At 55.8% G+C, this 20,060-nt stretch carries 26 protein-coding genes and 2 tRNA genes; 11 read left to right on the top strand and 17 right to left on the bottom strand.

What is annotated here, in order from left to right:
- Nucleotides 1-132: 132 nt before the first annotated feature.
- Nucleotides 133-507, bottom strand: coding sequence for a hypothetical protein (locus AC2FHX_RS18795; protein WP_281973222.1), 375 nt, complete (start codon nt 505-507; stop codon nt 133-135).
- Nucleotides 508-598: 91 nt separating this feature from the next.
- Between AC2FHX_RS18795 and AC2FHX_RS18800 the strand changes: the two genes are divergently transcribed.
- Nucleotides 599-1,357, top strand: coding sequence for an alpha/beta fold hydrolase (locus AC2FHX_RS18800; protein WP_496731114.1), 759 nt, complete (start codon nt 599-601; stop codon nt 1,355-1,357).
- A gap of 48 nt (nt 1,358-1,405) precedes the next feature.
- Here the strand turns inward: AC2FHX_RS18800 and AC2FHX_RS18805 are convergent, their stop codons facing one another.
- The 3 genes from AC2FHX_RS18805 to AC2FHX_RS18815 form a co-directional block, all read right to left on the bottom strand.
- Nucleotides 1,406-1,777 carry a rhodanese-like domain-containing protein gene (locus AC2FHX_RS18805; protein WP_142638196.1) on the bottom strand — a complete coding sequence of 124 codons (372 nt, stop codon included), beginning with the start codon at nt 1,775-1,777 and terminating at the stop codon, nt 1,406-1,408.
- 225 nt (nt 1,778-2,002) lie between these two features.
- Nucleotides 2,003-2,088, bottom strand: a tRNA-Leu gene (locus AC2FHX_RS18810).
- 239 nt (nt 2,089-2,327) lie between these two features.
- Nucleotides 2,328-2,403, bottom strand: a tRNA-Thr gene (locus AC2FHX_RS18815).
- A 499-nt stretch (nt 2,404-2,902) separates the two neighbouring features.
- Here AC2FHX_RS18815 and AC2FHX_RS18820 point away from each other — a divergent pair.
- Complete coding sequence (locus AC2FHX_RS18820; RefSeq protein WP_281973223.1) at nt 2,903-3,460, top strand: hypothetical protein; 558 nt, start codon at nt 2,903-2,905, stop codon at nt 3,458-3,460.
- A 22-nt stretch (nt 3,461-3,482) separates the two neighbouring features.
- Here AC2FHX_RS18820 and AC2FHX_RS18825 read toward each other — a convergent pair whose 3' ends face one another.
- Complete coding sequence (locus AC2FHX_RS18825) at nt 3,483-3,749, bottom strand: DUF2312 domain-containing protein (RefSeq protein ID WP_142638157.1); 267 nt, start codon at nt 3,747-3,749, stop codon at nt 3,483-3,485.
- Nucleotides 3,750-3,911: 162 nt separating this feature from the next.
- On the opposite strand from AC2FHX_RS18825, the gene AC2FHX_RS18830 reads away from it, so the two are divergent.
- The gene (locus AC2FHX_RS18830) at nt 3,912-4,130 is read left to right on the top strand and encodes a carboxymuconolactone decarboxylase family protein (protein ID WP_142638212.1); all 219 of its coding nucleotides are present in this window, start codon (nt 3,912-3,914) and stop codon (nt 4,128-4,130) included.
- Nucleotides 4,131-4,139: 9 nt separating this feature from the next.
- Here AC2FHX_RS18830 and AC2FHX_RS18835 read toward each other — a convergent pair whose 3' ends face one another.
- Nucleotides 4,140-4,355 (bottom strand): hypothetical protein, encoded by a 216-nt coding sequence (locus tag AC2FHX_RS18835; RefSeq protein ID WP_142638155.1) that lies wholly within the window; start codon nt 4,353-4,355, stop codon nt 4,140-4,142.
- 246 nt (nt 4,356-4,601) lie between these two features.
- Between AC2FHX_RS18835 and AC2FHX_RS18840 the strand changes: the two genes are divergently transcribed.
- Genes AC2FHX_RS18840 through AC2FHX_RS18855 form a run of 4 tightly spaced genes read left to right on the top strand, consistent with a single transcriptional unit; the run spans nt 4,602 to nt 6,795 of the window.
- A complete protein-coding gene (locus tag AC2FHX_RS18840) occupies nt 4,602-5,465 on the top strand; it encodes an MBL fold metallo-hydrolase (RefSeq protein ID WP_282022110.1) in 864 nt (287 codons plus the stop codon).
- A gap of 35 nt (nt 5,466-5,500) precedes the next feature.
- Nucleotides 5,501-5,923 carry a YeeE/YedE family protein gene (locus tag AC2FHX_RS18845; protein WP_496692838.1) on the top strand — a complete coding sequence of 141 codons (423 nt, stop codon included), beginning with the start codon at nt 5,501-5,503 and terminating at the stop codon, nt 5,921-5,923.
- The gene (locus AC2FHX_RS18850; RefSeq protein ID WP_496698102.1) at nt 5,923-6,354 is read left to right on the top strand and encodes a DUF6691 family protein; all 432 of its coding nucleotides are present in this window, start codon (nt 5,923-5,925) and stop codon (nt 6,352-6,354) included. The genes AC2FHX_RS18845 and AC2FHX_RS18850 overlap by 1 nt, the downstream gene beginning before the upstream one ends.
- 9 nt (nt 6,355-6,363) lie before the next feature.
- Complete coding sequence (locus tag AC2FHX_RS18855; RefSeq protein WP_496703397.1) at nt 6,364-6,795, top strand: protein tyrosine phosphatase family protein; 432 nt, start codon at nt 6,364-6,366, stop codon at nt 6,793-6,795.
- An 8-nt stretch (nt 6,796-6,803) separates the two neighbouring features.
- Here AC2FHX_RS18855 and AC2FHX_RS18860 read toward each other — a convergent pair whose 3' ends face one another.
- The 5 genes from AC2FHX_RS18860 to AC2FHX_RS18880 form a co-directional block, all read right to left on the bottom strand.
- Nucleotides 6,804-7,922, bottom strand: a complete 1,119-nt coding sequence (locus AC2FHX_RS18860) for a FliM/FliN family flagellar motor C-terminal domain-containing protein (protein ID WP_496731100.1) — start codon at nt 7,920-7,922, stop codon at nt 6,804-6,806.
- 50 nt (nt 7,923-7,972) lie between these two features.
- Complete coding sequence (locus tag AC2FHX_RS18865; RefSeq protein ID WP_496703393.1) at nt 7,973-10,651, bottom strand: ATP-binding protein; 2,679 nt, start codon at nt 10,649-10,651, stop codon at nt 7,973-7,975.
- Nucleotides 10,651-10,953, bottom strand: coding sequence for a hypothetical protein (locus AC2FHX_RS18870; protein ID WP_281973229.1), 303 nt, complete (start codon nt 10,951-10,953; stop codon nt 10,651-10,653). The genes AC2FHX_RS18865 and AC2FHX_RS18870 overlap by 1 nt, the downstream gene beginning before the upstream one ends.
- Nucleotides 10,950-11,330, bottom strand: a complete 381-nt coding sequence (locus AC2FHX_RS18875) for a response regulator transcription factor (RefSeq protein WP_496703392.1) — start codon at nt 11,328-11,330, stop codon at nt 10,950-10,952. Before AC2FHX_RS18875 ends, AC2FHX_RS18870 begins: the two co-directional genes overlap by 4 nt.
- A 78-nt stretch (nt 11,331-11,408) precedes the next feature.
- On the bottom strand, nt 11,409-12,707 hold the full coding sequence (locus AC2FHX_RS18880) for a helix-turn-helix domain-containing protein (RefSeq protein ID WP_496703402.1): 1,299 nt from the start codon (nt 12,705-12,707) through the stop codon (nt 11,409-11,411).
- A gap of 222 nt (nt 12,708-12,929) precedes the next feature.
- On the opposite strand from AC2FHX_RS18880, the gene AC2FHX_RS18885 reads away from it, so the two are divergent.
- The 4 genes from AC2FHX_RS18885 (at nt 12,930) to aat (ending at nt 16,150) form a co-directional block, all read left to right on the top strand.
- A complete protein-coding gene (locus tag AC2FHX_RS18885; protein WP_142638135.1) occupies nt 12,930-13,466 on the top strand; it encodes a helix-turn-helix domain-containing protein in 537 nt (178 codons plus the stop codon).
- 152 nt (nt 13,467-13,618) lie between these two features.
- Nucleotides 13,619-14,110, top strand: coding sequence for an acetyl-CoA carboxylase biotin carboxyl carrier protein (gene accB, locus AC2FHX_RS18890; RefSeq protein WP_142638133.1), 492 nt, complete (start codon nt 13,619-13,621; stop codon nt 14,108-14,110).
- A 9-nt stretch (nt 14,111-14,119) separates the two neighbouring features.
- Nucleotides 14,120-15,469, top strand: coding sequence for an acetyl-CoA carboxylase biotin carboxylase subunit (gene accC / locus AC2FHX_RS18895; RefSeq protein ID WP_271950374.1), 1,350 nt, complete (start codon nt 14,120-14,122; stop codon nt 15,467-15,469).
- A gap of 48 nt (nt 15,470-15,517) precedes the next feature.
- Nucleotides 15,518-16,150, top strand: coding sequence for a leucyl/phenylalanyl-tRNA--protein transferase (aat, locus tag AC2FHX_RS18900; RefSeq protein ID WP_496703390.1), 633 nt, complete (start codon nt 15,518-15,520; stop codon nt 16,148-16,150).
- On the opposite strand, the gene AC2FHX_RS18905 is transcribed toward aat, so the two are convergent.
- The 6 genes from AC2FHX_RS18905 to AC2FHX_RS18930 form a co-directional block, all read right to left on the bottom strand.
- On the bottom strand, nt 16,105-16,473 hold the full coding sequence (locus tag AC2FHX_RS18905; protein ID WP_142638127.1) for a DUF2155 domain-containing protein: 369 nt from the start codon (nt 16,471-16,473) through the stop codon (nt 16,105-16,107). The two genes, aat and AC2FHX_RS18905, sit on opposite strands and share 46 nt — an antisense overlap.
- A complete protein-coding gene (gene mlaD, locus AC2FHX_RS18910) occupies nt 16,470-16,922 on the bottom strand; it encodes an outer membrane lipid asymmetry maintenance protein MlaD (protein WP_496703388.1) in 453 nt (150 codons plus the stop codon). Before mlaD ends, AC2FHX_RS18905 begins: the two co-directional genes overlap by 4 nt.
- A gap of 13 nt (nt 16,923-16,935) precedes the next feature.
- Entirely contained in the window at nt 16,936-17,319 is a 384-nt protein-coding gene (locus tag AC2FHX_RS18915) for an NADH:ubiquinone oxidoreductase subunit NDUFA12 (RefSeq protein ID WP_271950379.1), read from the bottom strand.
- 79 nt (nt 17,320-17,398) lie between these two features.
- Nucleotides 17,399-17,773 (bottom strand): Rid family hydrolase, encoded by a 375-nt coding sequence (locus tag AC2FHX_RS18920; protein ID WP_142638120.1) that lies wholly within the window; start codon nt 17,771-17,773, stop codon nt 17,399-17,401.
- A gap of 66 nt (nt 17,774-17,839) precedes the next feature.
- Complete coding sequence (clpX, locus tag AC2FHX_RS18925; RefSeq protein WP_142638118.1) at nt 17,840-19,105, bottom strand: ATP-dependent Clp protease ATP-binding subunit ClpX; 1,266 nt, start codon at nt 19,103-19,105, stop codon at nt 17,840-17,842.
- Between the two features lie 132 nt (nt 19,106-19,237).
- Entirely contained in the window at nt 19,238-19,870 is a 633-nt protein-coding gene (locus AC2FHX_RS18930) for an ATP-dependent Clp protease proteolytic subunit (protein ID WP_271950384.1), read from the bottom strand.
- Nucleotides 19,871-20,060 lie beyond the last annotated feature (190 nt).

Here is a 20,060-nt window from a genome sequence, read left to right on the forward strand (position 1 = left end):
ACGGTGAGGTCGAGGCCAAAGTCAAAACCGAAGTCGCAAACCTCTGCGCCAGATTCCCTATCTATCCAAACTTGTAAGAATTCAGTCATCCAAGAACAAAACGGCGCCAACCCGGCGCCGTTTTTTTTGTGGTCAGATAAGCCCCTGCCACATCATGAAGATCAGCAACAAAGCAGAAAAGGCCAACAGGTTAAAAGTCAGCCCGCCCAGCATTCCCAGAAACCACCCCATCCGCCGATCCGCCAAATTGATACCCCCCAGATGTTTTTGCACCTCTTCCGAGGCCTGGATCAGTTTCGGATTGTCCAGCACAAGTCGCAGTTTTGGATGGGCCGCCATCTGCTCTGCTTGTGCCAGAACCATTGCCTGTTTGTATATCCGGCGCGGCAGTTGCCTTTTGGCCTTTTTGACCGAGGCGGTCAGCGTTTTGTCGCGCACACCCAACTTGTCACGCAACAGCTGTATGGTCTGCGCAATTTGGGTTTGTATATCTGTGTCTTGCGGCATGCTGCGGCCTCCTGAGCTGACAGTTTACCCATGTGGAATAGGAGCCACAATGGGGCTGGCCGTTTCAGATTGCGGCGGGTATCACGGCTATATGCTGAACACGATCATACATGGTGAACCAACCGACAGGCCCCCTTTGCTGATCGCCCATGGCCTATATGGCTCGGCCCGGAACTGGGGGGTCATCGCCCGCCGGCTATCTGACGAGCGGCAAGTTGTGGCGGTTGATATGCGCAACCACGCAAACAGCATGTGGACGCATGACCATAGGTATTCCGATCTGGCGAATGATCTGGCCGAAGTCATCGACCAGTTCGGCGGACAGGCAGATGTCGTCGGACATTCGATGGGCGGCAAGGCATCCATGACTTTAGCCCTGCTGCACAGCGCAAAGCTGCGCAAACTGGTGGTGGCAGACATCGCCCCGGTGGCCTATAGCCACAGTCAGATTCAGTTTATTGAAGCGATGCGCGCGGTGGACCTTTCCCGGGTCGAGCGTCGCTCGGACGCTGAACAACAACTGGCCGACAACGGAGTCGAAAAAGCCCTTCAGAGCTTTTTCACGCAGTCACTCGACATCAACGGACAGCGTTGGCTTTTGAACCTGGATACTTTGGCCTCTGAAATGCCCAAGATCATGGGATTTCCTGAAATAGACGCATCCTGGGGTGGTCAAACACTGTTTTTGTCCGGGGGGGAGTCCGACTATGTGCTGCCTGAACATCGCTCTGTGATCCGCGGAATGTTCCCTTCGGCACGTTTTGCAAAAATACCTGGTGCAGGACATTGGTTGCATGCGGAAAAACCGCGTGAGTTCGAGGCCGCCGTCAGGACGTTCCTCAACGCCTGACCTGACCTTTCGAACGATCACAGCTCGGGTTCTGGCGTTTCCTATTGGCTAGGCGACTTCGCCCCCGCCATTCACCCAATCGACCAAGCCACCCAGGTTATAGACCTGCTCATACCCCATGTCCTGCAACAGTTTTCCCGCAAGGGCAGCGCGGCCACCCGAGGCACAATACAAGACAATTGGGCGATCTTTGCGAAGCTCTGGATCATGTGATTGCAGAGTGTCATCGGCCCGAAATTCCAACATACCGCGCGGGATATGATGTGACCCCGAAGCACGCCCTGTCTGCTGCAATTCCGCTGCATCGCGGATGTCCAGAAGCAGGCCACCTCGCTCCAGGATCTCGACCGCTTTGGCTCTCTGGATTCGCTCGACGGTGGAGTTCGCAGCTTCCATCATTTGTTTTACGGTCAACGGCATATGGTGTCTCCTGAAGAAATTTACGGGATGCTAACATGCAGGAACTGGAAGGTGTAGCCTGACAGGCCCTCACCTTAGACTGGATAGATATTGGACATTTAATGCAGGACACCGATTTTTGCGCTGGACCAATCCCGGTATTCAATTCCCGCCGAACCCGAACCAAAGCAAATCGGGAGAGGTTCCGCTGCATCGAGACTTGAAAATCAATCAGGGTGGCAGAGGTGGTGCGGGCGGTGGGACTCGAACCCACACGGGCATACGCCCTTCAGATTTTAAGTCTGATATGTCTACCATTCCATCACGCCCGCACAGCGCGTTGGGCCAGTTTTTAGGCTGAAAGCACCAGTAAGGCCATAAGGCTATGAACACAATGCGTTTCGCCGATGCAACTTGCGGAAATTCAATCGCCGCCTTTGACCACCACCCCATTTACGCAGGTCATCAGAAAAAGTCCTCGGAAAAACTCTTCGTTACGCAATTCGCCTGCGCTGTCCCAATCATTCTGACTTTTGGAAAATCAAGAAATAGAAAGAATCTTAGAGTGAAATGGTGCCCCCACACGGACTCGAACCGCGGACCTACTGATTACAAATCAGTTGCTCTACCAGCTGAGCTATAGGGGCACTTGGTGTCGATTAATGCCTCTTGTTACGGACTTCAAGACAGAATTTTGCCGCCGCTTAACGATTTTCTGTATTCATGGCACTGGGTCTGGCCCAGAGATTTTACTCCGCCTGGTTTGACTGTGCGGAGTACAGCCTGTAACCCAGCAGATAATGTGCACGAACGCGAGGGTAAAAACCGAATATGCAGGTTGCAATCCACGCAGGTGCTGCGTTCACCGATGAAGGTCTCGTATTGCGGTCCCTTCAACGCAACACCGGCGCGTTGCATCAAAATGGTGCATCCGTATTTGGCCCGCGCCGTTATCGGCAAATTTTCGAACCCGCCTTTGCTGCCATTGAAAACCAGGATGAAATCGGTGCCGCAAAGGAAATGCTTCGGGCTGGGTTGCGATCGGCTCCGAAGGTCGATCGTTTGATTTACTCATGCGCCAGCTTTGCAGGCGATGTTGGAAATGCACTGGACGACGGGCAGCTATACCCAAATGCGGGACGCCGAATGGAGTTGCTTGAAAAGTCCTTTCCTGACCACGAAATTGAGCTTTGTATGGGTTTTTTAAGCCCTGGCAGATTTATTCCCAAAGCTTTGATGTCGCTACCTGAACAGAGTCGCCTCGACAAAATGCGAAGTACCGATATCAGCTGCCTCAGCTGGATCAGCATGGTCGAGGACATCAGAGATCTTGCGCCCAATGTCAAAATCACACTCTGGAGCAATGAGGACGCACCTCTGATCTGGGGAGATATAATCCGTGCAATCGCGGCCCTCCCCCCGGACAACACGCTGGTTGACGAGTTTGATTTACTGCTGTCACTTCTAGACGATTCAGGCAAATCCAAAGGTCTGGCATTGATTGATCAAAGCCTGGAACAGGACGAACATTTGCGTGACGACCTTGCCACGGTTTTGGAGGAACACGCCAAAACCGAGCTCACAACAGAAGAGCTTGATCTGCCAGATTGGAGCATGGAAATCGTCGACGCGTTTGCAGAATTATATGCGCAGGACATGGACCGACTTGAGTCCATGCCCGGAGTGCAGGTTCTAAGACCTTGAGTCTATAGCGGGAAAGCAGCCGTTACATTCCCAGCGCTTCTTTGTACATTTCCAACACCGCCTCTTCCTCGGCAATGTCGTCTTTGTCACGTTTGCGCAATGCGATCACTTTCCGCATGACCTTGGTGTCGTAGCCCCGCGCTTTTGCCTCGGCCATCACTTCTTTTTGTTGCTCCGCCAAATCTTTCTTTTCCGCATCCAGACGCTCGATCCGTTCGATGAACTGGCGCAGCTCACCCGCGGTTACACGGTAATTCGCGGCGGCCTGATCTTCGGTATTCTCTTCCATCTAAGTCTCTCCCAGAGGCTGGTTTGTCATGCTGAAAAGGTGGGCAACAAGCGGGATACATCGGTGCGAGCCAAGCCGCAAGCATGCAAAAAACCAGTCTCGCTTGTGCGGGCCAGCGCGATCAGTTAAGCGCTCAGGTCAGACGTTGAAAGATGGAAAACGATGTTCGAATTCATCACCTGGGGCGGTGCCGCCCTGTCACTTATCGGCCTGGCTGGGCTGGTTTGGTGCATTCTGCATGTCATGAAAGCCCGCAAATCCGGCCTGTCTGACGATGAATTGCGCGCCGTTGTTCAACGGGTGCTGCCCTGGAACATGGGCGCGCTCTTTTTGTCGGTGATAGGTCTGATGCTGGTTATACTTGGAATCTCGTTCGGTTGACTGCGGCCATCAAACCGGCAGATTGTCGAAACGCGCTTCCATAACGTCCTCGCACAGGGCCGCATCCAGGCGACGCAGGCGCGCAGGAACCTCAACACCCTGCAGACGCATCTTCTCGATGACCTTTGTGACACTGGGCTGAAGGGCAAGGCGGGTATCAACACTGGCGCCCTTCAGTTTTTTCTCAAGTTGTTCGGCTTCGGAATACAAATCTATTCTCGGCATATCCATCCTCCCAAATGTCATCAGTTACCTATAGTTTAGTAACGGTTTTAAGACTTACATCACTCAGTTATTCTATCGCGCGAAAATTCGCCCGACCGCCCCCTAACATCGGCGCGCTTTCGCAGGATGCCAGAATTTTAGCCCAACTTTGCCGCTTCTGCCTTGACCGGCATCAAATCACCAAATGTTGATTGCTTCACATTCCGTTATTAATATATGACTAAGACCTAACCGGCGGAGGAAACCATGACGCCCAAAGTGAAAGCATTTTTTGACGCCGAGACATTCACGGTGTCTTATCTGGTTCAGGATCCTGAAGGCGATGCCTGCGCGATCATAGATAGTGTTCTGGATTTCGATCACGCATCCGGCCGGACCAATACGCGATCTGCGGATGAGATCATCGGATATGTCCAATCCAATTCGTTGCGAACCGAATGGATTCTGGAAAGCCATGTCCATGCCGACCACCTTTCAGCAGCCCCCTATTTGCAGCAGAAACTCGGAGGCAAGATTGGCATCGGTGATCAAATCGTCGCCATCCAGGAAACTTTCGGGAAAATTTTCAACGAGGGTACCGAGTTTCAGCGCGATGGTAGCCAGTTCGACGCCTTGTTCCGCGACGGCGACGGATTTCATGTCGGTCAAATGAGAGGCGACGTCTTGCACACCCCCGGGCATACACCCGCCTGCATGACCTATGTCATCGGCGACGCGGCATTTGTCGGAGACACGCTGTTCATGCCGGATTTTGGCACAGCGCGATGCGACTTTCCCGGCGGATCGTCCGGAGATTTGTACAACTCGATCCAGAGGATCCTTTCACTGCCGGATGCGACACGCATCTTTGTCGGGCATGACTACAAAGCTCCAGGGCGGGACGAGTTTGCGTGGGAAACAACTGTTGAAGAGCAAAAAGCCTTGAACGTGCATATCGGGCAAGGTCGACCTATCGAGGAATTCGTTGAAATGCGCGACGCCCGCGATGCCACTTTGGCCATGCCGCGGCTGATCCTGCCCTCTTTACAAGTCAATATGCGGGCGGGTCAGATGCCGCCTGAGGATGAGAATGGCGACGTGTTCCTGAAACTACCAGTGAACAAACTTTAGACGGCTAGAGCCGAACTTCTTGGGGGAACAAATCAGTGTATTCAGAATGGATATGGGGACTGGTAGGCGGCCTGTTGATTGGTCTTGGCGCAGCAGTTTACCTGCTTGGAAACGGTCGTGTAATGGGGGCGAGCGGTATCCTGGGAGGGCTTGTCGATCGCTCTGACCGCTCGGCCGAGCGGCTGTATTTCCTCGCTGGGATGATTGGGACGCCGTTGATGCTAAGCCTGTTTTTGTCGCCGGGGCCGCAGACAAACCTGACCTCGAATTTGACGGTTGTGATCGGGGCTGGGCTGCTTGTCGGTATCGGGACACGAATTGCCAACGGGTGCACCTCTGGACATGGGGTGTGCGGCATTTCCCGGTTTTCGGTGCGCGGGATCGTGGCAACGATCCTTTACATTGCGGCCGGGGCAGTGACGCTGGCCTTGTTTCGCCATGTCTGGGGGGTGATCTGATGCGCAATCTGATATCGCTTCTTTCGGGCTCCTTGTTCGGAGCAGGCCTGTTGATTTCCGGCATGACTGACACAACCAAGGTTCAGGGGTGGCTGGATATTTTCGGCAACTGGGATCCGACACTCGCATTTGTGATGGGGGGCGCCATTGTGCCCATGATGATCGCATGGAGACTGGTTCCAGATCGCAAACCGCTGTCGGGTGGGAAATTCCCGACGATGGTTCAGCATGAACTGGATCGCCGCCTTATCATCGGATCGGTCATGTTTGGCATGGGATGGGGATTAGCGGGACTGTGTCCCGGTCCAGCCATCGCGTCTCTTACGTATGGCGGAACCGGAGGCGTTGTGTTTCTGGTTTCCATGCTCGCAGGGATGTATGCCGCTCCTGCCGTAGGTGCAAAACTGGACAGAACCGTAAACGCGACCTAAGCAGTAGCCATGGAGATTCGACCGATAACCCCCCGCTATGCCGTCTCGCCGCAAATTTCGGTCGAGGATGTTCCCACTATTGTCGAGGCAGGCTTTGTCAAAGTGATCTGCAACCGGCCGAACAGCGAAGTTCCCGAGGATCTCCAGTCAGATGCTATCGGACAGGCCGTGCGTGCTGCCGGGTTGGAATACGAAGTGCTAGAGCTGACGCATCAGACCATGACGCCCGAAAACGTCTCCTTGCAACGTGACCTGGCAGAATCCTGTGCCGGTCCGGTACTCGCATATTGTGCATCGGGCACGCGTTGTTCTGTGATCTGGGCATTGGGGCAGTGCGAAAGCATGAGCACCGAAGACATCCTTCAGGCGACGACCAAGGCAGGCTATGTGTTGGACAACCTACGTCCAACCTTGGAAGAAATACGCAGATCAGTGACTTGAGCCGTCTGCTAACTGCCTTTCAGCGCGCTTTCATCCCCAGATAAACCAGCCAGTTGAGATATCTCGGCAACCATGTGTTCCGAATTCTCGAGGTTCAATTCTGTCCCCTCTTGGCCCAGCGCGCCGGGGGAAAATGGCATTATTTCCTGCCCGTGTTCGGTTGGCCCCTCTTCGTGTATACTGGCTGAACTCGCCTCAAGGAACTCATTTGCTTCGGGCTGGGAAAATGTCTGAGTTTGGTAGGTTTCGTTCAGGCGCACCGCACGCAGCCCTCCGCATTGGCCGAGTCGTCCGATCGCGGCCCGGCTGCGGTCGATCGCCACAATCTCGGTACGATCCAGCCGCGCCCCGATCAATGGCAACACATCCCCCACCGCCAGTTCTGTAAGCGTCGCCAGAGACAAGGGCATCCGGCAGACCACCGTATTCAAATCTGCCCTCAACACGCCCGATGCCTGATCAAGCCTGCCCTCTGGCTCATCATGAATCACCTCCGTCTCGGCCGTTTCAGCCGGTCGGATGGGCAACAGTACTGAAAGCTGACCTTGTCTCAGCCCACCGCCAAGTTCGACTGTCAGTTCAAAAACTCGGTATTCCTCTTCCACCATCGCCAGGGTCAAAGTTCGCAGATCTGCAAGGCGCGAAGCATATTCAAAACCGATCAGGCACATGCGGTCACTCGCCGTTTCGACAAGTGATGCCGCGCGAGACAGCCCCTCTTCGATCCAAGGGGACACCATGGCCGCGTCCGTATCGGTGAACCCCCGCGCAGAAGGCGCTCCGGGCATCACCTCGCCTATTGTCTGAGCCTGCACGACAGCCGACACTAACCCTATATCCATGCAGATCGCAGACAAGCTGCTGTCAGAGCCTGAAAAGAGCAGCAATATCCAATCCTCATCCAAAGACTGTGTCAGCCCACCTGGTGGCCGACAGGATTGTTTGGCGCCAATAACCGACAACGGCATCTGCAAACGATCTTCTGCCGCGCGCGCAAAAGCCAGACGCAGCGCACGGAGGATCGAGCGAGGCTTGTCACCCTTTTCCTCCTGACTGATCGAAAGCTTGCGCGCCAGAGCCGCGCTGACAGATTGCGTCATGCCTAAAACCGCTGATTGTTCCTGCATTCTCTTTCAGGTCTAACCCGGCGATAGTTACCAACCTGTTTATACAGCCGTCACTGCGCAGCCTGTCGGTAGGCCTGTGGCAGCCTGACCCGGAACGCAGCCCCACCATGGCCGGGCAAGTAGCTGATATCGCCCCCCAGTCTTTGCATAATCTCACGGCAGATCGCTAATCCCAGCCCCGCACCACCTGCCTTGTCGCCTCCGACGCGGGCAAATTTCTCAAAAACCATCTGCCGGGCATCTGGAGGAATGCCAGTGCCGTTATCAGCAAAATCAATGACGACCTGCCCCCCGACATCATGCGCGGAAATGGTCAGAACCGGTTCTTTGGCATCACAATATTTCTGAGCGTTCGAAATCAGGTTGATAAACACCTGCCCCAGACGGTCCAAATCCGTATGCAGGAGAACGCGTTCGGAGGTTTTCGACCGCCGGACGGTTAGTTTCTGGCTGGTTCCAGCCAAGGCACTGGACACAGCACGATCCAAAACCGACCGCAGGGTGTCACCGCTCTTGTTCAAATTGACTCGTCCACTTTCCAGAACGCTCAGGTCCAGCAAGTCATCCAGCAGCCGTGTCAACCGAAGCGCCTCGTCATGGATGATGGCAGCGTAACGCGTTCTCTCTTCGCTGGTCAGACCTTCGGTATCCCGCATGATCTCGGAAAATGCCCGGATCGAGGTCATGGGGGTTCGCAATTCGTGGCTGACCTGGCTAAGGAACCCGTCCTTTTGTTCGGAAATCTGGGTCAGTTTGGTGTTTGCTTCACGTAACTGACGCGCCGTACGGCTGAGTTCAGCGGATTTCGCTTCCAGTTGGCTGGAGTATTCCAACATCTGCGCGGATTCGTCGGCCACAGCGAGCAAATCCTCGACCGAAACGGAGGAACCACCAACAATCTGCCCGATCATCGCATGCGCTGTCGCCGCCCCGACCGAGCCGCTGAGTTCACGTTCCAACCGCTCCAAAAACCCAGGCGTAGGTTCGGGCAGGCTGGAACGCCCACCCTGCTGTTCCGCCTGCGCCTGAAAGAACTCTTGCGCCGGACCTGCGCCCAAAATGCGCTGGGTCATGATCATCAGGTCTTCGCTTTGCGCTACCGATCCGGTCCAACCGCGCAGCGCGACCGAATGGTCGAATACGTTGACGAATTGCGCCCCTTGCAAACGTTCGAGCGGGCTTGGAAAACTCAGCAAAGAGGCCGCGCAAAATGCCAATGTGTTCAGAGAAAGCGACCATAACACCGCGTGCACCATCGGGTCCATTCCGTCGATCCCGAACAAGGCCTGCGGGCGCAACCAGCCCCATCCGAACGGTCCGTTCTGCAGGACACTATCCGACATAATCGCGCTGCCCATGCCGGGCAACAACAGCGTGTAGATCCACAACAAGAACCCGACCGTCAGCCCGACCAAAGCGCCTGTTCGCGTCGCCCCGCGCCAGAACAGCCCCCCAACCAGCGAGGGCAAAATCTGGGAAATCCCGGCAAAGGCCACCAGACCGATCGACGCCAGCGCAGCCCCGCCGCCGGAGATGCGGTAATACGAAAACCCAAGCACCATGATCACGGCGATTGAAATCCGCCGGGACAGCAAAACCACATTGCGGACATCACCGGATACGGCGCCAGCGCCCTCCTGCCGGCTAAACCAGATCGGCATCACGACGTGATTTGACACCATGGTCGATAGGGCCATTGCCGTGACAATCACCATCGATGTGGCGGATGAAAAGCCGCCAATAAAGGACAGCATCGCCAGCCATTCATTGCCCTGCGACAGGGGCACCGTCAGCACGAACAGATCCGGATTCGATCCTTCGGGCAAAAGGTCCAATCCTACGACCGCGATTGGCACGACAAAGAGACTCATCAACAGCAGATACAGGGGGAAGGCCCATGCGGCTGTCCTCAGATGCCCTTCATCGGCGTTCTCCACCACCATCACCTGAAACATCCTCGGTAGACACACAAAGGCCGCAGCCGATAGAAAAATAAACGTGGTCCAGCGTCCGGCATTCACATTCCACTGCCCGATCTCAGAGGCATCGATGCGGTCCATCATCGGACTGACTCCTCCGGCTATACCCCAGACAACGAAAATGCCCACGGCCAGCAGCGCAAAAAGTTTAACGACAGATTCCAATGCGATGGCCGTGACAACGCCATGATGGCGTTCGTTGGCATCCAGATTGCGGGTACCGAACAGAATGGCGAACACCGCCAGCCCCGCCGCAACCCAGAACACACTGGACCCTTCGCGGTAAAGACCGCTTGGGTCGGCCTCGGCAAAGATTGAGAATGACAGCGTAATGGATTGAAGTTGCAGCGCAATATAGGGTGTCCCGCCCAACACGGCCAGAATTGTGACGCAAATCGCCAGAGTGTTCGACTTGCCATAGCGAGACGAAATCAGGTCAGCGATTGAGGTCACCCTCTGGCTGCGGCCAACCCGAACCAGCTTGCGCAATCCCCACCACCAACAGATCATGACCAGCGTGGGGCCCAGATAGATCGTTACGAACTCCAGCCCCGACCGGGCGGCGTTCCCTACCGCGCCATAAAAGGTCCAGGCGGTACAATAGATCGACAGCGACAGCGTGTAGATCAACGGAGATCGCAGCCACGCCCCCCTGCCCGCCGCGGCCATTCTGTCGGCGGCGAATGCGACGCTGAACAACAGCACCACATAGCCCAAACAAACCAGGATCAGCACGTTCAGCGTTGCCATCAGTCTTGACCTGGCTCGGAATCATCGCCGGTTGATATGCGTCTTGCGGCGAACCCAAAGAGGACGCTGGCAACGATCAAAACCGCCCAGCATGTGAAGATATAGAGAATCGCAGAAGACAGCGGCACTCCGTCCGCTGCATCGCCCCCACGCGGCCACAGCAACGGAATCGCAATCAGCGCGGCCCCCAATATGGGCAATAAACGGGCGGCGTCGGTCAGCCTGCGTCGGCGGTAACTTTGACGCTCAAGAAACAGCGACGGCCGCGCACCAGATGGTTGGCGGTCGTCCTGCATGCTCATGACCGCGAGGCCTGCGCATGCAAATCGCGGACGGCGGTCAGAACTTCTGCATTGGAAAACGGCTTTGTCATGAACCGGCTGACCCCTGCATTCTCGGCCATCTCACGATCTTTCGATTGGCCACGAGCCGTTAGCATCAGAACCGGAAGATTTCGCAGCTCTTCGAGTTCGCGCAAGTCGCGCAAAATCTCCATCCCGCTTTTGCCCGGCAGCATCACATCCAGAATCACAAGATCGGGCTTCGCACCCAGAATCACCAGCAGCGCATCCGTCCCTTCAGCATGCGTTTCAACCTGCCATCCCTCGCGGGTCAGCAAAAACCGAATGGCTTCAGCAATGTTCGGCTCATCCTCGATCAACAGAACCTTTCGGCTCATATATTTCATTCCTCCCCGAGACGGGCTGCACCACTGTCAACCTGTCCGAAACAGCTTATGCGCAGTGTCACGAAACTGTCAAAAACCTTCGCTCAGAATCGATGGCTCTCGGCGCGATTCACAGTCCTTATTGGGACATACACGGCAACTTGGGCCAACATGGGCAACCGCCTGACTGCCCAGAGGGCTTTCTTCGACGGATCGAACCAGCATGACCGAACGATAAACAGGCGCATCGTCATAGCCGGAAATGGATTGCGGCCAGGCATAGGCATAACAATCGAATTCCGCGGCCGTTCGCCCCAGCTGGACGATCCGTTTTCGGATCGGAACCAGCGGCCGGTTCAGCGCCTGAAACAGCGGCCACAGAGGACACGCCTCGCCGAATCTGGGCATGGCAAAACCGGGCACCGATTTGCTGAACAAAATGCTGCCCGAGGCATCACAAATCACCAGCCCGGTCGGGCGCGACAAATACCCTTTGGGCAAGGTGGCCAGCCGCCTCAGCACGGTGGCGATGTCGACTGAATACTCTGTTGCCAAAAGCAAAGGATCTGTAACTCCCCGATCCAAAGCCCCTTTGAGCGCATCCAGAGGCAAAAGCCGAGCGTCGGATTCGTAGACGTCCAGAATATCCCGCGCCACTTTTCGCGCAGCAGAGGAATCAATCTCATTCAGATTAACATCTGCGCTCCCGCCTCCGGATTCGATTTCCGGGAAATGGTGATCATGCCTGTCAAAAAACGCTTCGACATCTTCCAGAGGGACCCCGCGACGATCCTCGGCCCCCTCGGAATCATCCAGATAGGCCACCAGCGATTTGGAGCTATCGGCCAGGCGTTCGGCATCCTGGTGCAGGTTCCGGTGGAATCGGTCTTGCCACTCGGGTTCAATCTCTTGCGTTTCAGCAAGAATGGCAGCGGTGGAACGAATCGCGGCGGCTGTCGAAAGGACCTCGTGCATGGATGCCGCCAGATGCGGATCGTGGGTCAAACGATCCGACAGGGTTTCAATCGTTCGCTCTAACGACACCACTCGGCTGTGCATTTGCGCCAAAACGCCCGCCCACCCTGGAAACCTACTTGCGAATTCCTCAAGCCCGTCCACCTCGGCTTTCTGGCCAACAGCATCTGCCGCAGCCTCGCGCAGCGCAGAAATCAGCGTCGCCTCGATCCCCTGGGTTAACACCGAAGGCTCAACGGTCAGGGCCGCAGCGATATCCACCAGCAGCTTTCCTCCGATCCTGCGGCGGTTATGCTCGATCAGGTTCAGATAGGATGCCGAGATTCCAACCTGCCGTGCAAGCTGGGCCTGACGCAATCCTGCGATCTGACGCCTTTCGCGAATACGGCTGCCTGTTAACGTGTCCCGCAAAATTTCCTCTTTTTCCGCTGGCTCCTTTGGTCAACCTCAGAAGCATTTTCAAAACTATTATTTAAATATAAGTCTTTAGCAATTAATTTTCTTGAGCAATTTACTTTCTTCACAAACGCATCCCGCAATTCCAAACACCCGGTCCACGGTGTAACCCATTTGCATATTTCGAAAATCACAGGCCTTCCCCTTCTATTTTCGGCAAAACACCTGCACCATGGACATATGAGCGACCCAGCCTTTGAATATGCGCCGATCGGATTGGTCGAGTTGGAGAACCGCGTGATCCGCCGGTGCAATCTGCAGTTCGCACGCACTTTCGGCGGTGAAGAGGCCGATTACCGCAACATGCCCCTGCTACACCTCTACCCTTCTGTCGCAGATTGGGAACGTATCGGCGCACGGAGCCTGCAAATCATGCGCGACACCGGATATTACACGGATGAGAGGGTCATGCGTCGCCGCGATAGCGACTTATTCTGGTGCCGCGCGCGCGGACGTTCGCTAACGCCTGAAGATCCATTCCGCCATGGCATCTGGAGTTTTTCGGATATTTCCGAGGAACGCCCTTTGGTCGAGCTAACCAGCCGTGAGCGCGAGGTTGCCATTCTGTCCTGCAAGGGCTTGTCGGCCAAGGAAATCGGTGCGGAACTAAACCTGAGCTATCGTACAATCGAAGCCTACCGTGCGCGGCTGCTTGAAAAATTCGGGGCACGTAAACTGCCTGAACTGGTTGCGAAACTCTCCGGAATGCCGCTGTAACGCTGTTTACCACTGGTAATCTTCAGCAAAACCCCCATCTGACAGGCCGAGACTGTGCTTTTCATGGCCGTACGCTTAGCTTATAACGCTGCGTAATCAGACCAAAGCCCGCGCGAAACAGACGGGCCAAAGGGGAACCGTCGAGGACACTCATGACAGATACCAAACACGAAGCGGATGTGGCGTTTATCAAGGCACTGGCCGAACTGCTGCGGGAAAACGACCTGACCGAGTTGCAGGTAAAGCGTGATTATGGCGAAGATGACAGCTTGAACGTACGCGTTAGCCGCATGTCACCCGTCGCCGCTCCGGTCCAGGTTGCGGTCCCGGCGGCCGCGCCAGCCGCAGCCCCGGCAGCCGCACCAGCAGCAGCTGAAGCACCCACAGCAAGTGACGATCCAGCCAGCCATCCGGGCGCTGTGACTTCGCCCATGGTCGGCACCGTGTACATGCAGCCCGAGCCGGGTGCGCCGTCCTTCATCTCCGTCGGTGCCAGTGTTTCCGAAGGCGACACGCTGCTGATCGTCGAAGCGATGAAAACCATGAACCACATCCACGCGCCTAAATCCGGCACTATCAAGCGTATTTTGGTGGGTGATGGCGATGCTGTGGAATTCGGCACTCCTCTGGTCATTGTTGAGTAAGGCGGCCCCATGTTCGACAAGATCCTGATTGCCAACCGAGGCGAGATCGCCCTGCGCGTCATCCGCGCCGCACGCGAGATGGGGATTAAGACAGTCGCCGTCCATTCAACCGCAGACAGTGACGCGATGCATGTACGCATGGCGGACGAATCGGTCTGCATCGGCCCCCCGCCCAGCCCTCAAAGCTATCTGTCGGTGCCTGCGATCATCTCAGCCTGCGAGATCACTGGCGCTCAGGCGATCCACCCGGGCTACGGCTTTTTGTCTGAAAATGCCGAGTTTGTGCAGATTGTCGAAGATCACGACATCACCTTCATTGGCCCCACCGCTGAGCATATCCGCGTGATGGGGGACAAGATCACCGCCAAGGACACGATGAAGGCCTTGGGCGTTCCCTGTGTGCCTGGTTCAGATGGTGGCGTGCCGGATCTGGCCGCAGCCAAGCGGATCGGTGAAGAATTCGGCTATCCTGTCATCATCAAGGCCACCGCCGGTGGCGGCGGACGCGGCATGAAAGTCGCGATGAGTGCGGATGAGATGGAAAGCGCCTTTATGACTGCGCGCGCCGAAGGCAAAGCCGCCTTTGGTAATGACGAGGTCTATATTGAGAAATACCTGACCACGCCGCGCCACATCGAGATTCAGGTCTTTGGCGATGGCAAGGGCCAAGCGGTTCATCTGGGCGAGCGCGACTGTTCCCTGCAGCGCCGCCACCAAAAGGTATTCGAAGAGGCACCCGGCCCCTGCATCACCCCCGAAGAACGCGCAAGGATCGGTAAGGTCTGTGCCGATGCGGTTGCCAAGATCAACTATATCGGTGCAGGTACGATCGAGTTTCTGTACGAAAATGGCGACTTCTATTTCATAGAGATGAACACCCGCCTACAGGTCGAACACCCGGTCACTGAGGGCATCTTTGGCGTAGATCTGGTGCGCGAACAAATCCGCGTTGCCGCTGGTCAGCCAATGTCATTCGGTCAGGATGATCTGAAAATCAATGGTCACGCCATCGAGGTTCGGATCAACGCCGAGAAATTGCCAAACTTCTCACCCTGCCCCGGAAAAATCTCGGCCTACCATGCGCCGGGCGGTCTGGGTGTGCGGATGGATTCAGCGTTGTATGACGGGTACACGATCCCGCCCTACTACGACTCACTGATCGCCAAACTGATCGTGCAGGGCCGCGACCGACCCGAAGCACTGGCCCGTCTGGAACGCGCATTGGGAGAGTTGATCGTGGACGGAATCGACACGACGGTTCCCTTGTTCCACGCACTTCTGCAAGAAAGTGACGTCCAAAGCGGTGATTATAACATCCACTGGCTGGAGCACTGGCTTGCGGAGAATATGGCCGACTAACTCAGCTGGGTCGGAAGGTTACCGCTTTCCGACCCTGAGGCGCCTGGCATGAGCCTTTCCCCGGAATTACTGCTCCATGGATATTCCATCGGTATCTTCCCGATGGCTGAACATCGCGATGATCCGGACCTGTTCTGGGTTGATCCTAAGTTTCGCGGCATCTTCCCTCTGGACGGTTTCCACATCTCACGCAGCTTGGCCCGCAGGATTCGGAACTGTGGGTACACGGTGTCAATCAACAGGGATTTTGCCGGCGTTGTTGATGGCTGCGCTGATCGCACGGATACCTGGATCAATCAGGAACTTCGCACCCTTTACCAAAAGCTGAACCAATCCGGTCACGCCCATTCGCTGGAAATCTGGGACGGCCCGAATTTGGTTGGGGGCGTTTATGGCGTTACTCTTGGCGCTGCCTTCTTTGGCGAAAGCATGTTTTCCCGACGCAAGGATGCCTCAAAAATTGCGCTTGCTTATCTGGTCGACCGGTTGCGGTCCTGCGGGTTCAAACTGTTCGATACACAGTTTTTAACCGCGCATCTCGCCTCGCTCGGCGCGATTGAGGTGCCGCGGGCACAGTATCGGAACGCGCTGGAAGAGGCAGTGACTATTGCAGCAGATTTCTCTGCTGATCTCGATCAATCGCCGGATGGCGTGATACAGCGGATCACCCAGACGTCATAGCGCGAATGATCAAGCGCATTCAGGGCTGGCGAGGTGGCAATCATCCACCCGTCAAACAGCTGATCCGTTCCGCCTTGTTCCCAAATGGTCAGGTAGGCAAACGCGTCCCCTGTTGGGTTATCTGCAGGATAGCGGCAATCACCCAGTGCGACATCCAGCCCAAAGACTGTCTTGGATTGGCCGTTTTGCAGTTCGACATCAACGGTCTGGCCATTGACCTTATCCAGCCCTCTGAGCATTGCACCCGGTCCAGATTGAACCTTTTGCTGTGCCGCTACCCCAGAGGCTGCCAGTATTGCCGCGATCAGAGCATATCGCTTCATTCGCCGCCATCTCCGGCGACGAACTTAACCAAAAGCGAAATCAGGCTGACTGCGCCCTGTGTATCCTCGACCTGATCGCCCGGTTCAAAGTTAAAGAGCGATCCGCCTGGCATGACTTCTACAAAGTTACCACCCAGCAACCCTTCGGATGAGATCACGATAGCACTGTCATCGGGGACTAAAATTCCATCAGAAATCGCAAAAGTCGTGTCCGCCCGGTAGGTTTCCGGGTTCAGGGCCACTCCTGTCACGGTGCCGATTTTGACCCCGGCAAGCCGCACGTCCGTTCCGACGCCGACGCCTTCGAGCGAGCGGAAAGAGGCGTTAAGCTCATAACCAGAACCGCCCTGGGACAGGCCTGTCGACTGGCTCGCATAGACGCCAAACGCTATTGCCCCGGCCAGGACGGCGCCTCCGACCAAAACTTCTGAAACTTTGTAAGATGACATTGCTCGCCTCGTCTTATTCCGGGTTCCAGGCCTCATAATCCGAACGCTCGACCGGATCCGGGCGGCGCAAAGACCCCGCCGGTGCATAAGCAAGCGCGGTTCCTGTCAGGTTTTCCTGATGCGGTTTTTCCCAGGATTTATGTGCCAGAGGTTTATCGGTTGGCGGTTCGTCCCAGGTGCGGTGCAACCAACCGTGCCAATCGGGATCAACCCTGCTGGCCTCGGCCTCGCCGTTGAAGATCACCCAACGCCTGCTGTCATCCGCGGTACGATAAAACATATTGCCTTCATTATCTTCACCGACTTTCACGCCTTTGCGCGCGGTGTAAATCTGGGTGTTCAGGGTGGCCCCGTTCCACCAGGTCACGGCGCGCAAAAGACTGTTCAGGATTCCCATCGGCTGCCTCCGGCATTTTTGTCTCTGCAGATATGGACCAAAGGTCCGCCAAGGTCCAGTGCTAGGGTAACGTTGCGCATCAATCCGGCAAAACTGCGGTCACTTCAATCTCGATGCGGTCCTCTGGCGTGATCAGGTTGCATTCGGTCACTGTCGCCGCCGGCGGGTTTTCACCAAATGCCTCAACCAGCAAGGGCCAGCACAGTTCAAATTCTGACATGTCCGGAAGGTAGTAGTTTACCCGAACCACATGCGCCAAATTTGATCCAGCCTCATCCAAGGCCTTTTCAATCGCCTGCAGCGCGGATTTGCACTGTCCGACGATATCTTTGGGAATGATTTCGCCTTGTGCGCAGGTCCCGGCAACAAAGACAAAACCGTTTGCAACCACTGCCCGGCAATAGCCGACTTTGGCCTCATATTGGCCGCCCGAGGAAATTCGCCTTATCGTCATCCTGCCCTCCCAAACACAAAATGGCGCGGGATCACCGCGCCATCTGTTGCAATTCAAATTCAGTGATTACCCGGCCGAAGCTGATTCCGCCGCATCCGCATAGATGATCAGCGGCTGCTTGTCCGAGGATACAGCCTCTTCATTGACGACAACTTCGGTCACGTTCTTCATGCCAGGCAATTCGAACATCGTGTCCAGAAGGATGTCTTCAAGGATCGAGCGCAGCCCGCGAGCACCGGTCTTGCGTTCAATGGCGCGTTTGGCGATTGCCTTGAGCGCATCGTCGGTAAAGCCCAGCTCGGCATCTTCCAGTTCGAACAGACGCTGATACTGTTTGACCAGCGCGTTCTTGGGTTTTGTCAGAATGGTGACCAGCGCATCCTCGTCGAGATCCTCAAGCGTGGCCAGAACTGGCAGACGTCCGACAAATTCCGGGATCAGACCGAATTTCAGCAGGTCTTCAGGCTCCAGCTCTTTGAAAATCTCACCCACGCCGCGGTCATCATTGTCCCGCACATCAGCACCAAAGCCCATGGCCGAGCCTTTGCCGCGCTGTGCGATAATTCTATCCAGACCCGCAAAGGCACCACCGCAGATGAACAGGATATTCGTCGTGTCCACTTGCAGGAATTCCTGCTGCGGATGCTTGCGTCCACCCTGCGGCGGAACACTGGCGACGGTGCCTTCCATCAGCTTCAGCAGCGCCTGCTGCACGCCCTCGCCCGACACGTCGCGCGTGATCGAGGGATTCTCGGATTTGCGCGTGATCTTGTCGACCTCATCGATGTAAACGATGCCGCGCTGCGCGCGTTCGACATTGTATTCGCTGGCCTGCAACAGTTTGAGGATGATATTTTCGACATCCTCGCCCACATAACCGGCTTCGGTCAGCGTGGTCGCATCGGCCATGGTAAAGGGCACATCCAGAATGCGCGCCAGAGTTTGCGCCAACAACGTCTTGCCGCAGCCTGTCGGGCCGATCAACAGGATGTTGGATTTGGCCAGCTCGATATCGCTGCCGGCCTTCTGAGCGTGATTCAATCGTTTATAGTGGTTGTGAACCGCCACTGACAGAACCCGCTTGGCCGTAGCCTGACCGATCACATAATCGTCCAGAACTTCGCAGATGTCTTTCGGCGTCGGCACTCCGTCAGAAGATTTCAGCCCGTTGGCTTTCGTCTCTTCGCGGATGATGTCCATACACAGCTCGACGCATTCATCACAGATGAACACGGTCGGACCTGCAATCAGCTTACGCACCTCATGCTGACTTTTGCCACAGAAGCTGCAGTAGAGCGTGTTTTTGCCGTCACCGCCTGAATTCGTCGCCATGATCTACCTTTCGGGCTCCATCCTATGCCCCTTGCGGGGCCGCGCTTGCGCCTGTTCGTGCAGCTTAGGCCAGCACTGTGGCGGCTACAATCTCAAAATACCCCCCGTATCGGCGATACGAGGGGTCTGGGCTTAGCTCTCTTCGCCGCTCATCTTGGCGCGGTTTTCAACGATCTCGTCGATGTGACCCCATTCCTTAGCCTCTTCCGGGCTCATGAAGTTGTCACGGTCCAGCGCCTTTTCAACGGCCTTTTTGGTCTGTCCAGTATGGCGTACATAGATATCATACAGGCGATCCTTCAGCTTTTGCGTCTCAGCTGCGTGGATCATGATATCGCTTGCCTGCCCCTGATATCCGCCACTGGGCTGGTGCACCATGATGCGGCTGTTCGGCAGGGAAAAGCGCATACCCTTCTCACCACCGGCCAGCAGAACCGACCCCATCGAGGCCGCTTGACCGATCACCAATGTGGAACATTTCGGTTTGATATACTGCATTGTGTCGTAAATCGACAAACCGCTGGTGACCACGCCACCCGGCGAGTTGATGTAGATCGAGATTTCCTTGTTCGGGTTTTCCGCCTCAAGGTGCAGCAGCTGAGCAACCACAAGATGGCTCATCCCGTCGTGGATCGGGCCGTTGATAAAGATGATCCGCTCTTTCAGAAGGCGCGAGAAGATATCATATGCGCGCTCACCCCTGCTGGTCTGCTCAACGACCATTGGGACAAGCGTGTTCATGTATGTGTCAACGGGATCGAACATAAGAAACCTGCCTGCTTTGCTATGGATCGGGACACTACCCGAAAATCTGTTACCTGAGTCTTAGTATCGCCACAGTGGGGCTGCAAGGGGTGCAGGAAACTTCATGCCCTGCAAATGCAAATAGATATTCAGCGGTGACTAAAGCGATACGCTCTTCAAAGTCGAAATCTGCGTCGAACTCTCACAAGTT

This window comes from Ruegeria sp. CDSC042, assembly GCF_059610745.1.

Bases quoted from the DNA above. Each gene is read 5' to 3' on its own strand.
- AC2FHX_RS18795 (WP_281973222.1), bottom strand. From the start codon at position 507: ATGCCGCAAGACACAGATATACAAACCCAAATTGCGCAGACCATACAG.
- AC2FHX_RS18800 (WP_496731114.1), top strand. From the start codon at position 599: ATGCTGAACACGATCATACATGGTGAACCAACCGACAGGCCCCCTTTG.
- AC2FHX_RS18805 (WP_142638196.1), bottom strand. From the start codon at position 1,777: ATGCCGTTGACCGTAAAACAAATGATGGAAGCTGCGAACTCCACCGTC.
- AC2FHX_RS18820 (WP_281973223.1), top strand. From the start codon at position 2,903: ATGGAGTTGCTTGAAAAGTCCTTTCCTGACCACGAAATTGAGCTTTGT.
- AC2FHX_RS18825 (WP_142638157.1), bottom strand. From the start codon at position 3,749: ATGGAAGAGAATACCGAAGATCAGGCCGCCGCGAATTACCGTGTAACC.
- AC2FHX_RS18830 (WP_142638212.1), top strand. From the start codon at position 3,912: ATGTTCGAATTCATCACCTGGGGCGGTGCCGCCCTGTCACTTATCGGC.
- AC2FHX_RS18835 (WP_142638155.1), bottom strand. From the start codon at position 4,355: ATGCCGAGAATAGATTTGTATTCCGAAGCCGAACAACTTGAGAAAAAA.
- AC2FHX_RS18840 (WP_282022110.1), top strand. From the start codon at position 4,602: ATGACGCCCAAAGTGAAAGCATTTTTTGACGCCGAGACATTCACGGTG.
- AC2FHX_RS18850 (WP_496698102.1), top strand. From the start codon at position 5,923: ATGCGCAATCTGATATCGCTTCTTTCGGGCTCCTTGTTCGGAGCAGGC.
- AC2FHX_RS18855 (WP_496703397.1), top strand. From the start codon at position 6,364: ATGGAGATTCGACCGATAACCCCCCGCTATGCCGTCTCGCCGCAAATT.
- AC2FHX_RS18860 (WP_496731100.1), bottom strand. From the start codon at position 7,922: ATGCAGGAACAATCAGCGGTTTTAGGCATGACGCAATCTGTCAGCGCG.
- AC2FHX_RS18865 (WP_496703393.1), bottom strand. From the start codon at position 10,651: ATGGCAACGCTGAACGTGCTGATCCTGGTTTGTTTGGGCTATGTGGTG.
- AC2FHX_RS18870 (WP_281973229.1), bottom strand. From the start codon at position 10,953: ATGAGCATGCAGGACGACCGCCAACCATCTGGTGCGCGGCCGTCGCTG.
- AC2FHX_RS18875 (WP_496703392.1), bottom strand. From the start codon at position 11,330: ATGAGCCGAAAGGTTCTGTTGATCGAGGATGAGCCGAACATTGCTGAA.
- AC2FHX_RS18885 (WP_142638135.1), top strand. From the start codon at position 12,930: ATGAGCGACCCAGCCTTTGAATATGCGCCGATCGGATTGGTCGAGTTG.
- accB (WP_142638133.1), top strand. From the start codon at position 13,619: ATGACAGATACCAAACACGAAGCGGATGTGGCGTTTATCAAGGCACTG.
- accC (WP_271950374.1), top strand. From the start codon at position 14,120: ATGTTCGACAAGATCCTGATTGCCAACCGAGGCGAGATCGCCCTGCGC.
- aat (WP_496703390.1), top strand. From the start codon at position 15,518: ATGAGCCTTTCCCCGGAATTACTGCTCCATGGATATTCCATCGGTATC.
- AC2FHX_RS18905 (WP_142638127.1), bottom strand. From the start codon at position 16,473: ATGAAGCGATATGCTCTGATCGCGGCAATACTGGCAGCCTCTGGGGTA.
- mlaD (WP_496703388.1), bottom strand. From the start codon at position 16,922: ATGTCATCTTACAAAGTTTCAGAAGTTTTGGTCGGAGGCGCCGTCCTG.
- AC2FHX_RS18915 (WP_271950379.1), bottom strand. From the start codon at position 17,319: ATGGGAATCCTGAACAGTCTTTTGCGCGCCGTGACCTGGTGGAACGGG.
- AC2FHX_RS18920 (WP_142638120.1), bottom strand. From the start codon at position 17,773: ATGACGATAAGGCGAATTTCCTCGGGCGGCCAATATGAGGCCAAAGTC.
- clpX (WP_142638118.1), bottom strand. From the start codon at position 19,105: ATGGCGACGAATTCAGGCGGTGACGGCAAAAACACGCTCTACTGCAGC.
- AC2FHX_RS18930 (WP_271950384.1), bottom strand. From the start codon at position 19,870: ATGTTCGATCCCGTTGACACATACATGAACACGCTTGTCCCAATGGTC.